The sequence below is a fragment of the Streptomyces sp. NPDC030809 genome (assembly GCF_055572195.1).
Genome location: NZ_JBVIDV010000001.1, coordinates 462,370 through 474,778 on the forward strand (window position 1 = coordinate 462,370; position 12,409 = coordinate 474,778).

At 74.6% G+C, this 12,409-nt stretch carries 7 protein-coding genes; 5 read left to right on the plus strand and 2 right to left on the minus strand.

From position 1 onward, the window contains the following. Positions 1–5: 5 nt before the first annotated feature. Entirely contained in the window at positions 6–1,355 is a 1,350-nt protein-coding gene (locus ACZ407_RS01960) for a cytochrome P450 (protein WP_468124673.1), read from the plus strand. Positions 1,356–1,455: 100 nt separating this feature from the next. Next, positions 1,456–2,706: a tryptophan dimethylallyltransferase family protein gene (locus ACZ407_RS01965; protein ID WP_468124675.1), complete on the plus strand. Its 1,251-nt coding sequence runs from the start codon at positions 1,456–1,458 to the stop codon at positions 2,704–2,706. Here the strand turns inward: ACZ407_RS01965 and ACZ407_RS01970 are convergent. Beyond that, positions 2,679–4,007 carry a flavin-containing monooxygenase gene (locus ACZ407_RS01970; RefSeq protein ID WP_468124677.1) on the minus strand — a complete coding sequence of 443 codons (1,329 nt, stop codon included), beginning with the start codon at positions 4,005–4,007 and terminating at the stop codon, positions 2,679–2,681. The genes ACZ407_RS01965 and ACZ407_RS01970 overlap by 28 nt on opposite strands. Before the next feature lie 499 nt (positions 4,008–4,506). Here ACZ407_RS01970 and ACZ407_RS01975 point away from each other — a divergent pair, with 499 nt between their 5' ends. From ACZ407_RS01975 to ACZ407_RS01985, 3 genes are all read left to right on the plus strand, one after another. Then, positions 4,507–5,952, plus strand: a complete 1,446-nt coding sequence (locus ACZ407_RS01975) for a DUF11 domain-containing protein (protein WP_468124679.1) — start codon at positions 4,507–4,509, stop codon at positions 5,950–5,952. Further along, entirely contained in the window at positions 5,949–8,057 is a 2,109-nt protein-coding gene (locus ACZ407_RS01980; RefSeq protein ID WP_468124680.1) for a hypothetical protein, read from the plus strand. Before ACZ407_RS01975 ends, ACZ407_RS01980 begins: the two co-directional genes overlap by 4 nt. Positions 8,058–8,161: 104 nt before the next feature. Next, the gene (locus ACZ407_RS01985) at positions 8,162–10,273 is read left to right on the plus strand and encodes a DUF11 domain-containing protein (protein WP_468124682.1); all 2,112 of its coding nucleotides are present in this window, start codon (positions 8,162–8,164) and stop codon (positions 10,271–10,273) included. 104 nt (positions 10,274–10,377) lie between these two features. Here the strand turns inward: ACZ407_RS01985 and ACZ407_RS01990 are convergent, their stop codons facing one another. Further along, positions 10,378–12,390 (minus strand): hypothetical protein, encoded by a 2,013-nt coding sequence (locus ACZ407_RS01990; protein ID WP_468124683.1) that lies wholly within the window; start codon positions 12,388–12,390, stop codon positions 10,378–10,380. Positions 12,391–12,409: the final 19 nt, after the last annotated feature.

The following is a 12,409-nucleotide window of genomic DNA, read 5'->3' on the forward strand; positions in this document are numbered from 1 at the left end:
CACACATGGACACTCGACCCACCTCACCCGTGCCCCCACCGGGGTGCCCCGCCCACGTTGCCGGTGGCCGGGTGCCCCTGCACGGTCCGGGGTTCGCGGCCGATCCCCAGGCGTACTACGCCTACCTGCGCCACTACGGCGACGCCGCCCCCGTGGAGCTCGCTCCGGGGGTGGAGGCCACCCTCGTCACCGACTACTCGGCGGCGCTCCGGCTGCTCCAGGACTCGGCGAGCTTCCGCAAGGACGCGCGCCGCTGGCGGGACCTGGGCGAGGGCCGGATCAGCCCGGACAGCCCGGTGGTGCCGGTCCTGTCCTACCGGCCCAACTGCATGTTCAGCGACGGTGCCGAGCACCTGCGGCTCCGCCAGGCCGTCACGGACAGCATGGCCCGGGTGGACCAGCGCAGGCTGACGCGGAGCACCGAGCAGGTCTCCGCGTACCTCATCTCCCAGTTCGGCTCGCGGGGTTCGGCGGACCTGCTGGCCGACTACGCCAAGCAGCTCCCGCTGTTCGTGTTCAACGAGCTCTTCGGGTGCCCGGCCGACATCGGCGACCGCGTGCTGTTCGGCATCTCCGGCATGTTCGACGGCATCAACGCGGAGCGGGCGGTCCAGGTCCTGTTCGGCGCGGTCGGGGAGCTCGTGGCGCTCAAGCGGGCCCGGCCGGGCGACGACGTCACCTCGTGGCTGATGCAGCACGAATCGGCGCTGACCGACGAGGAGATGGTCCACCAGCTGGCCCTGCTGCTGGTGGCGGGCAACGAGCCGCTGCGCAACCTCATCGGGAACACGCTGCACCGGCTGCTCACCCACGACGCGTACGCCCACAAGGGCGGCCTGATCGACGAGGCCATCGACGACACGCTGTGGGAGAACCCTCCCATGCAGAACCTGGCCCCGCACTACCCGGTGACGGACATGGAGTTCGCCGGGCAGCAGCTGCGGGCCGGCGACCTGGTGCTGGTCAGCTTCGCGGCCGCCAACACCGGGCCGGCCCTGGCGGCCGCCAGGGAGGCCGGCAGCAGCCGGGCGCACCTGTCGTGGAGCGCCGGACCGCACGCCTGCCCGTCGAAGGAGCCCGCCCGCCAGATCACGGTCACCGCGGTCGAGAACCTGCTCAACCTGCTGCCCGACGTCGAACTGGCCGTGCCGGAGGAGAGCCTCGCCTGGCGTCCGGGGCCGTTCAACCGCGGGCTGACGGCGCTGCCGGCCCGGTTCACCCCGCTGCGGACCTCGGGGCGGGCGGTTCCGTACGCGCGGACCGAGACGCCGTCCCAGGGCGAGCCTTCCGGAGGCGACCGGAGGCGTGAACGCGGGGGCATGTGGAGCCAGTTCCTCAACTGGCTGACGAAGTGAGATAGGCAACTCCGAATATCTGCACGGTCCTCACATGAACGTTCGACAGCGGGGGTAGTGAGCCTCGGGTTGTCCCTGTTCATCGAGACCGAGGAGTGTCGTGGCCCACGGAACCGCCGGCTCCGCCGTCAGACGACCTCCCGGCGACGCGGGTGCGCCCGCGAGTCCTCGCCCCAGACCGGCGGTCCCTCCGCAACGCCGTTCCGGCGCGGAGGGGCCGTCTCCGCACCGGCCGTCCGCCGAACGGCCGGGGGCCGCCCCCGCAGAGACCCTCGGCGGGCACGCGGCGCGGCAGGCGCTGCGGCTGTGCGAGGCCGCGGGCCTCGGCGGGAGCGAGGCCGCGGGGTACGCGCGGACCCTGCTCACGGCACTGGGCCCCGCCGCCGAGCGGCGGCTCGACCTGCCGCCTGCGTACCCGTCCTTCCTGTCCGACGACCACACGCCGGTGGAGTTCTCGCTTTCCTTCACCCCGGACGCGGACCCGGTCCTGCGGGTGCTCCTGGAACCGGGGCACGGGGCGGGCGGCCTGGCGGAGAACGGGCGGGCCGGGCTCGCGGCGGTGCACGCGATGGCGCGGCGGTGGGGATTCGACACCTCGCGCCTGGACCAGCTGGCGGACCTGTTCCTCCCGCCGTCCCCGCAGGGCCCGCTGGCGCTGTGGTGCGCACTGGAGCTGCTCCCGGGCGGGCGGCCCAAGGTGAAGGTGTACCTGAACCCCGCGGCCCGCTCGCCGGAACGCTCCGCCGAGACGGTGCGGGAGGCCTTGGAACGCCTCGGCCACCGGCGGGCGTTCGCGGCCCTGCCCCCGGGCGACCGCATCCTGTTCTTCGCCCTGGACCTGGGCGACTGGGAGGAGCCGCGGGTCAAGGTCTACCTCGCGCACCGCGGCCTCGCGGCGGCGGAGGCGGCCGGACTGTCCGGCCTTGCGGACGGCCCCGGCCGGGCGCAGGTCGAGGAGTTCTTCCGCATGGCGGTCGGGGACGTGCGCGACCGGGGGCGCCACCGCAGGCCGGTCCAGTCCTGCCACGCCTTCACCGAGACCGACGGCGCCGGCCCCAGCGGCTTCACGCTCTACGTCCCGGTGCGCGACCACGTCCGGCACGACGGCGAGGCCCTCGACCGGGCGGTGGCGGTGCTCGGCCGGCACGGGATCGACCCCGCCCCGCTCGTGCGGTCCCTGGCCGCCGCCACCTCGCGCCGGCTGGAGGAGGGCGTGGGGCTCATCGCCTATCTGGGGCTCGCGCACCAGCACGGCCGGCCGCCGCGGGTGACCGCGTACATCTCGTCGGAGGCGTACGCCGTCCGGGCGCCGGCCGCCCCGGCCTACGCCTCCTGCATGCCCCGCAGGTAGGAGCCGACGTCCACCTGGATGGACGTGCCCGCGGTCAGCCCGTACCGGCCCTCGATGCCGTCGAGGTACCCGTCGATCTCCTTGTGCATGACGTCCGGGGCGGGCAGGGCCGCCTCACCGGCCACGATCCGCGCCACCCACCGGGCCTGGGCCTCCACGAGGCGGGTGATCGAGCCGACGGGGCGGATCAGCCCGACGAAGTACAGCCCGGGACGGTCGGGCGCGACCACCCGCCGGTACAGCTCCACGGCCCCGTGCCGCCGTCCGGTGGGGCACCCGGGGGGCAGGAAGGGGAAGGCCATGCGGAAGCCGGTGCAGTAGACGATCGCGTCGGCCTCCACCGCGCTGCCGTCGCCGAAGTGCACGCGGCTCCCGTCCAGGGAGGCGATCGCGGGCCTCGGCAGGACCGCGCCGTGCCGGATCCGGCTGAGGAGCTCGTCCGAGATGGTCACGGCCGAGGAGAAGACCGCGTGGTCCGGCTCGGGCAGGCCGTAGTCCGACAGCCTGCCGCGGGCCACCAGCAGGGCCTGTTCCACCCAGCGGCGCTGCTCGGGCAGGGACATCGCGGTGAACCAGGGCGCTTCGGCGATCAGGTCCACGGAGATGCCGAAGAGCTGCTTGGGCACGACGTGCAGGCCCCGGCGGACGGAGAGCACCGTCTGTGCGGCGTACCGGGAGAGGTCCACGGCGATGTCGGCCCCCGACGCTCCCATCCCCACGACCACGGTCCGCAGGCCGGTGAAATCGCTGCCGTCGCGGTAGTCCATGGAATGGAGAATCGTTCCGGCGAAGCCGTCGGAGCCCGGGGGCAGCGGATCCGGCATGGCCGGGTGCGTGTGGTGCCCCGAAGCGACGACCACGTGCCCGAACCGCCGCTCGGTGGCCACGCCCTGCGCGTCCCGGCTCGTCACCCGCCAGGCTCCGCCGGGCTCCCGGCGTACGGAGAGCACCTCCGTGCCGAACTCGATGCGGGGCAGCAGGCCGGCCTGCTCGGCGAACGACCGCAGGTAGGCGGCGACGTCGCCGTGCCGCGGGTAGAGCGGCAGCTCGTCCGGCATGGGGAAGCCGGCGTAACCGGTCAGCTCCTTCGCGCTGTTGAGGTGCAGCGACCGGTACGCGGGTCCCCGCTCGCCGGCCCCCGGCCCGCGCCAGATCCCGCCCACGTCCGGCGCCTTCTCCAGGCAGAGGTGGTCGATCCCCTTGGCCTTGAGCGCGTGGGCGGCCGCCAGGCCGGAAAGCCCGGCGCCGATGACGCACACGGTGGCGGACAGGGGGTTCCCCTCCGCATTCGTCCCGTCCAAGTACCCCTCCGCAGAACGCCGTTGCTGTCGAGGCACCACCCTAGGACACAGCGGAACGAGCGATTCAGCGGGCTCCCCCCATCGCGGGGAGGGCGAGGGCTGCGGCCGCGTACGCCGGAAGCGGCGGGGGCGGGGGGCGGGTCCGCCGGGCAGCAGCAGGGCAGCCGTGCAGCCGTGCAGCCGTGCAGCCGTGCAGCCGTGACCAGGGGGTACCGGAGGGGCCGCAGCCGACGGTCGGCGATCGGCGGTCGGCGATCGGCGAGCCGCGGACGGGGGTCGGTCCCGGAGGGGCAAGGGGCGCGGACCCGCCTCCCGGCCGGTGCCCGGGGCGCGGCACGGCCCCCGCCTCGGCCGACGGGCTGAATGTGATCACCCTCAGGCGGCAAACGGGCTCATTTCGCCACCCCCTCGCCAGATAAGTGTGAAGAGATGATCACGCAGCTCCTGGCCGACGGGCGCCATGTCCCGTGCGCCGTGTGAAGGGTGGTCGATGCGAAGCATGTCCAAGGGGCCCCGGGCCCGCGGCCCGCTCCGGGGCACGCTCACGGCGTGTGCCGGAGTGGCCGCCTGCCTGCTGCTGTCCTCCGCCCCCTCGGCGGCCGTACCGGCCCCCTCCGCCGCCACGGCCGACCCTTCCCCCGGCCCCTCCGTCCCCGCTGACCCCGCCGCCTCCCCGGCCGCCGCGGAGACGGACGGCGACGGCGCCGCGGGCCGCCCCGACGCCCCGGAGCCCGCCGGTCCGCACCCCGCGGGGCAGGGCGCGGACCTCGCCGTCTCGGCCGCGCTGCGCCCCTCTGCCGAGACCGTCGTGCAGGACCAGCCCGCACAGCCGGCCGCCCTGGCCGTCCGCGAGACCTTCGACTACGCCCTCACGGTGACCAACCACGGCCCCTCCGCGGCCCGGCAGGTGGTGGTCACCGACACTCTGCCGGACGCCCTTGAGTTCGTCTCCTCCCCCGACGGCTGCACCGCGGCCGGACGGACCGTGCGCTGCGGCCCGCTGGCCGCGCTCTCCGTCGGCCGCACGCACACCTGGGTGGTCACGGTACGGCTGGCCCCCGGGTACGAGGGCGACGGCTCGGACGTGGTCAACGAGGCGGTGGTCGGGGCCGACAGCGAGGACCCCAACCCCGCCAACGACAAGGCCTCGCTGACCGGGCTGAAGATCCCGCCCAACTCCCGCACCGCCGACCTGTCCCTGACCAAGACCGCGCTGCTGGGACCCGGCCGTACGGCCGTCGGGCCGGGCGAGAAGTTCACGTACCTCATTGCGGTGCACAACCGCGGCCCGGCCACCGCCCGGCAGGTGCGGGTCACCGACCGGCTCCCGGACAGCCTGGCCCTGCTCTCCTCCCCCGACGACTGCGAGACCTCCGGGGGCTCGGACCGCGAGGTGGTCTGCCCGGAGCGGGACCGGCTGCCCGCCGGCCAGACCGCCGAGTTCCGCATCACCGTACGGGTGCGGTCCGGCCACGACCGGGCGGGAGGCGGCGGCTCCGGCGGCCAGAGCACGCACGGCGGGTCCGGCGGGTCCGGCAAGCACCCGTGCACACCGGTCGAGAACATCGCCCGCGTCACCTCGGCCAGCCTCGACCCCGACACCACCGACAACGCCAACCGGCCCGGTACGACCGGCCCCGGCGGGAAGCCGCTGTGCCTGCGCCCGGACTCCGGGGGCCACGGCGGGGACCACGACGGGGGCGGGGCCGGGGGCCACGGCAGCAGCAGCGGCGGGCAGCAGGGCGGCCGCGAGGACGGGCACGAGCAGGGGCGCGGGGAGGACCACCGGGGCGACGGGCACCGCGGCCGCGGTGACCTGGCCGACTCCGGATCCGGCCCGGCCGCCCGGCTGGCCTGGGCGGCCGGCGGCCTGGTCGCCATCGGGGCCGGGCTCTGCGCCGCCGTCGCCGCCCGCCGGGCCCGCCGTACCGGATCCGCCCCGTGACCGGCCTGCGCCGCGGACTGCGCGCCTGGGCGGGCCGTACCGCCGCGGTCCTGCTGTGCGCCGGTGCACTGCTGCTGCCCGCTGCTGCCGCCCCGGCCGGGGCGGACCCGGGCCGCGCCGCCCCGCGGGCGGTGTCCTTCCCCGTCTACGAGCCCTTCGACAGCTCCGCGAACAGCGGGACCACGACGGGCAACGCCTCCTACCCCGACGCGGGCTGGCTGCGGCTGACCTCGACCGCCAGCAACCAGGCGGGCACCTGGAAGATGAAGGACTCCTTCTCCTCCGCCCTCGGCATCGTCGCCCAGTTCACGTACGCCACCTACGGGGGCACCGCCTTCGACGGGAAGCGGGGCGACGGCCTGTCGTTCTACCTCACCGACGGAGCGGCCGCGGACGGGGTGGGCGCGACGGGCGGGGCACTGGGCTACGCCTGCTCGATGGCCGGCTCCACCTGTACGGCCAGGGCCGGTGTGCCGGGGGCGTACCTCGGCATCGGACTGGACGAGTTCGGCAACTTCTCCTCGTCCTCCACCGGCAACGGCGGTCCCGGAGTCCAGCCGAACAAGATCGTCGTGCGCGGCGGCGGGAACGGCTCCACCGGCTACCGGTACGCCACGTCCGCCACCCCGCCCGGCAGCACGGTGGAGACCGGCAGCCGGGCCAAGAACCGGACCGTGCGCGTCTCGCTGCTGCCCAGCGGCAGGAAGATGCTGCTCTCGGTGTGGTCCGACAGCGGGCCCGGCACCGACACGGTCAAGCTGATCACCGACTTCGACATCACCGGGATCACCGACCAGCCGGCCCTGCCCGCCACCCTCAAGGTCGGGTTCTCGGCCGGGACGGGCGGGGCGACCAACCACCACGAGATCAACGAGCTGAGGATCAACGTCCCGGTCGATCTGACGGTCAAGAAGACGGTGGACACCAGGACGGTGCCCGCCGGCGGCGGCCCGGTCACGTACACGGTGACGGTCTCCAACAGCACCACCAACGACGTGACCGGGGCGGCGGTCCGCGACACCGTGCCCGGGCTGACCGGCGTGACCTGGACGTGCAAGGCGGACACCGGCAGCGCCTGCGGAAGGGCCTCCGGCAGCGGCGGCTCCCTCGACACCACGGCCGACCTCAAACGCGGCGGCACGGTCACCTACACGATCACCGGCACCGCACCGGCCCAGCCGGCCACCCTGGCCAACACGGCCACCGTGACCCCGCCCGCCGACCGCTCCGACACCAACCCCGACGACAACACCGCGTCGTCCGAGACCGTCACCGTCACCGCCCGCGCGGACGTGGCGGCGCTGAAGGAGAGCCTGGGCACGGGCCCGGTCGCCCCCGGCGAGGAGTTCGACTACCGGATCACCGCCCGCAACCTGGGCCCTTCGGACACCGGCGCCGTCACCGTCGCCGACACCCTGCCCGCCGCCCTGGCCTTCGTCTCCTCCCCCGACCGCTGCACGGCGGACCGGCAGGTGCTCTCCTGCCCCGCGCGGACCGCCCTGGCCGCGGGCGCACAGACCACGTGGACCTTCCGGGTCCGGCTGGACCCCGGCTACCAGGGCGACGGCACGGACCTCGGGAACACGGCCACCGTCCGGCACGGGGTACCGGACCCGCAGCCCTCCAACGACACGAGTGCGGCGGCCGGGCCGCCGGGCGGGACCCCGGTCGCCCGGGCCGACCTGTCCACGGTCAAGGCGGCGGCCGGCTCCGCCCCGGTGGCCCCCGGGGAGACCTTCGCCTACCGGGTGACGGTGAGCAACGCGGGCCCGTCCACGGCCCGGCAGGTGCGGTTCACCGACCCGCTCCCGCCCGCCCTCGCCTTCGTCGCCCCGGCTCCGGGCTGCACCGCCGACGCGGGCACCCTCACCTGCGGCCCGCAGGCGGCACTCGCCCCCGGCCAGAGCGTGTCGTGGACCTTCACCGTCCGGCTGGACCCCGGCTACCAGGGCGACGGCACGGCCCTGACGAACACCGCGACCGCCGCGTCGGACACCGGGGACCCGGTGCCGGCGAACAACAGCGGTACGGCCGGGCCGCCGGGCGGGAGCGTCCGGCCGGCCACCGCGGACGTGGAACTGGCCAAGACGGCGAAGGCGGGCTGACCGCCCGCTCCCCTGCGGCGCCCCGCCCCCCCTGCCCCACCGCACCTCCAGTGACTCCCGTACGGCCCCTCGTACGGCCGACTCCCCACGAACGGAAAGATGCGATGACGAGCACCCCCGGCCGGCGGCCCGCAGCATGGGCCCTGGCCGCGCTGATCAGCGCGGCGCCCCTGTGGACCGCCCCGCCCGCGGTGGCCGCAGCGGCCCCGGCCGGCCGGCCCGCGGCCGCCCGGACGGGCCAGAACATCGAGGTCACGGCCCGGACCACCCGGGCGCCCGGCGAGATCATCACCTACACCCTCACGGCCAGGAACAACGGCCCGTCCGTGGCCCGGAACGTGACCGCCCGGGACCGCCTCCCCGCGGGCATCACCTTCGTGGGCTCCGCCGACGGCTGCACCGCCACCGCGCAGACGGTCACCTGCGGGCCGGAGCCGCAGCTCGGGGTGGGCCAGACCAGGAGCTGGACCTTCCAGGCCCGGCTCAGCGCCTCGTACCAGGGCGACGGGTCCGACCTGGGCAACACCGCCACCGGCAGCTCGGACGCCACCGACCCGACCCCGGACAACAACACGCCCAAGCCGGTCATCCCGCCGGGCCCGTTCGACCCGGTCTCCGACCTCGCCACGGTGAAGACCCCGCTGGGGGCCGGGCCCACCGTGCCCGGCCAGGAGTTCGAGTACGAGGTCCGCACCTCCAACAAGGGCCCCTCGGACGCCCGCAACGTCACGGTCGCCGACACCCTGCCGGACGGCCTCACCTTCGTCTCCTCGGCCGACCCGTGCACCGCCTCCGGACGCACCGTCACCTGCGGACCGCTCGCGCGCCTGGTGCCCGGCGGCGAGGTGGTGTGGACGTTCAAGGTGAAGCTGGACCCCGCCTACCGCGGGGACGGCAGCGACCTGCGCAACACCGCCACCTCCTCCTCCGCCTCCAAGGACCCCGAGCCCGCGGACAACACCTCGCGGCCGGTGCTGCCGCCGGGCGGGGTCACCGAACCGCGCGCCGACGTCTGGACCGCGAAGCGACCGGTGACCGACACCCCCGTCGCCCCCGGGCAGACCTTCGAGTACGTGGTCACCGCCACCAACGACGGGCCCTCCCGGGCGCTGAACACCACCGTGACCGACAAGCTGCCCGCCCAGCTCGCCTTCGTGACCTCGGCCGACGGCTGCTCGGCCGCCGACGGCACGGTCACCTGCGGGCCGCTCGCCGTCCTGGAGCCGACGGCGTCCAAGAGCTGGCGGTTCACGGTCCGGCTGGACAGCACGTACACCGGCGACGGCTCGGACGTCCGCAACACCGCGACGGCCACCTCCGACACCAAGGACCCGAGGCCCGAGAACAACACGAGCTCCCCGGCCGGGCTGCCGGGCAGCAAGGTCAACAAGCCCACGGCGGACCTGGCCGTCACCAAGGAGGCGCTGGGCAGCCGGTCCCCCGTCCCCGGCGAGAGCTTCGACTACCGGATCCGGGTCACCAACAACGGCCCCTCGGCGGACGCGTACAACGTCAAGCTCACCGACAACCTGCCCGAGGGCCTGTCGTACGTCACCTCCTCGCCGGCCGGCTGCGAGGTCTCCGGCCGCGTGGTCTCCTGCCGCCGCGCCACTCCGATGAAGGTCGGCGAGACGGTCGAGTACCTGCTGACCGTCAAGGTGGACCCGGCGTACAGCGGGGACGGCAGCGACCTGAAGAACACCGCACGGGTGACGGCCGACAACATCGACCCGGCGAGCGAGAACGACTCGAACACCGCCAACCCGCCCGGCGGGAGCGTGGCCGCCCCGGCCGCGGACCTGGCCGTCGCCAAGCGGCCCGTCCAGACGGACCCGGTGGCCCCCGGCGAGACCTTCGACTACGCGATCACCGTGACGAACAACGGCCCCTCCCAGGCGGAGCAGGTCAGCGTCACCGACACCCTGCCGACGGCGCTGAGCTTCGTCTCCGGCGACCCGGGCTGCGCCTCGGCCCGCACGGTCACCTGCGGCACGCTGCCGCGGCTGGCCCCCGGGGCCTCGGTGACCTGGGTGATCAAGGTGAAGCTGGACGCGGACTACACCGGCGACGGCTCGGACATCCGCAACACGGCCACGGTCTCGGCGCTGACCCGCGACCCGAAGCCGGAGAACAACACCAGCGCCGCGGCCGGCCCGCCCGGCGGCACGGTCGAGGACCCGACCGCGGACCTGGAGGTGGGCAAGACCACCCCCTAGCGGCCGGACCGCTCCGGAAGGGAGAGGGGCGCGGGGTGCTCGGACACCCCGCGCCCCTCGGCCCCGCCGCCCGGACTCCCGGAACGGGGGCGGGGGGTCGGGGGTCAGCGCACCTGGACGGTGACCGTGCGGCCGGGGGCCACGGTGGGGGTGGCGTAGGTGTACGTGGTCCCGTCGACGACCTTGGTGCGCACCGGCACCGGCAGGCCGTTCACCCGGACCGAGGACCAGGTGCCGGGGAACCGGGCCTCCCAGCGCCAGGTCCCCGTGCCGGAGGTGTGGGTGAGCACGGACCTGCGGTCGCCGTCGTGCCGCAGGGAGAAGGCGGAGCTCCCGATCCTCAGGTCGTCGATCTTCAGCCAGTCCATGCCCGAGGGCAGCCGGGACTGGGTGGCGAGCCGGCGGGCGGGGGCATCGGGGGTGACCCCGAGGAGGCCCTCGACGGTCTGGCCGAGGAGGGTGAAGGAGACCTCGGGGTAGTCCCCGTTGGTGCCCTGCGCGGTGTTGACGTGCCGGACGTCCTTCCAGTCGTAGACCTCCCGCATCCACTTCCAGGCGGTGTCCTTGCGGTTGTTGGCGAAGAAGGTGTCGGGCAGGTAGGTGAGGGCCTCGATGTTGTCCGGGCGCCCCTCTCCCGAGGCCTGCTCGTCGATGTAGTCGAGGTAGGCCTCGCGGCGCGGGCCCGGGTCGATGATCTGCTTCATCGGCATGAACCAGCTGTTCTCCTTGCCCCAGCCGGTGAGCGGGCGGCCGTCGGTGGTCCAGCCGCGGATCATGTCGGCGCCCGAACCCGTGCCGCTCCACTCGGTGTTGAAGTACGCCTTCAGCTCGCGGGCCCGCCGGTCGGAGGCGGCGGCCAGGGCGGTGTCCCCCTTGGCGCGGGCGAGGGAGGCGGCCGCGGTGTACGCGCGGTACTGGGAGCCGATGGCGTCGCCGGCCTCGGCGAGGGGCTCGCCGCTCTGCTCGTTGTAGCTGGCGGTGCCCTGGAAGATCCCCTTGCCGGTGCCCTCGGCGACCTTCACGGTGCCGTTGTCCCTGATGCCGTCGTGCAGGTCCACGAACTCCCCGGTGGCGTGCCGGTAGAAGTCCCACAGCACGGGGTCGGTGAGGTAGGAGCGGTCCCCGCTCCAGCGGAAGGCCTCCTCGGCCTTCTGCACCAGCTCGAAGGCGGCCGGGACCTCGCGGACGAAGAGGGAGGGGTTGCGGTAGTCGATGGACAGGGGGGTGCGGTTGTCGAAGTTGAGCGCCCAGACCGGGTAGTACTTGTGCTCGGGGGTGGCGGTGGCCGCGAAGGCGCGCAGCATGGCCCTGTTCTCGGCATGCAGGCCCAGGACTCCGGCGCCGGCCAGCTGGTGGGCCGTGTCGCGGGAGTAGTAGCCGCTGCGGTTGGCGTAGCCCGCCCAGTACGAGGGGCCGTACGTGCCGGTGCCGCTGCCCGTCCGGTCGTACTCGTCCACGTTCAGCGGGCCCTCGGTGCCGGCGGGGTGGACCCAGCTGTTCGCCTTCCGCTTGGACCAGTCGAACATCTCGACGATCTTCGGGTCCGAGGAGCTGATGCGGGGGTCGGCGGGCGCGGCGGGCGAGAGCATCAGGTCGTCGGCGTTGACCCAGCCGTCGCCGGATTCGAAGGCGATCTCCAGCCGGTCGCCGGCGGCGAGTCCGATCCGGCTGAGGGTCCAGCGCCGGTACGCGGAACCCTCGGGCAGGGTCAGCGCGGCCCGCTCGGTGCCGTTCACCCGGGCGGTGAACCGGCCGTTGGCCCCGCCGGTGGCGATCCACGCGGAGATGTCGTGGCTGCCGGAAGCGGTGGCGGTGAGGGTCTGCGAGACCTTCCGGCCGGCCCCCGCGTCGAGGTAGACGAGCCGGCTGCCGCCGTGCGGGTTGTTCGCGGCCACGCCGGTGCCCTCGGTGAACTCCCAGCCGGTGCCGCCCTGTTCGAAGCCGGGGTCGGTCAGGGCGAGGGGGGTGGCGGCGGGCGGTGCGGGCCGGTCGCGCCCTGCGGCCGCTGCGGGCTGCGCGGCGCGTGCGGCCTGCGCAGGTGCTTCGGCCAGGGCGAGCGCGGTGAGCGGAGCGAGCAGGGCCAGGGCTGCGAGCAGGGCGGTGCGGGAACGCGTCATCGGTTCTCCCGGGAGGGGG

Bases quoted from the DNA above. Each gene is read 5' to 3' on its own strand.
- ACZ407_RS01990 (WP_468124683.1), bottom strand. From the start codon at position 12,390: ATGACGCGTTCCCGCACCGCCCTGCTCGCAGCCCTGGCCCTGCTCGCT.
- ACZ407_RS01960 (WP_468124673.1), top strand. From the start codon at position 6: ATGGACACTCGACCCACCTCACCCGTGCCCCCACCGGGGTGCCCCGCC.
- ACZ407_RS01975 (WP_468124679.1), top strand. From the start codon at position 4,507: ATGTCCAAGGGGCCCCGGGCCCGCGGCCCGCTCCGGGGCACGCTCACG.
- ACZ407_RS01985 (WP_468124682.1), top strand. From the start codon at position 8,162: ATGACGAGCACCCCCGGCCGGCGGCCCGCAGCATGGGCCCTGGCCGCG.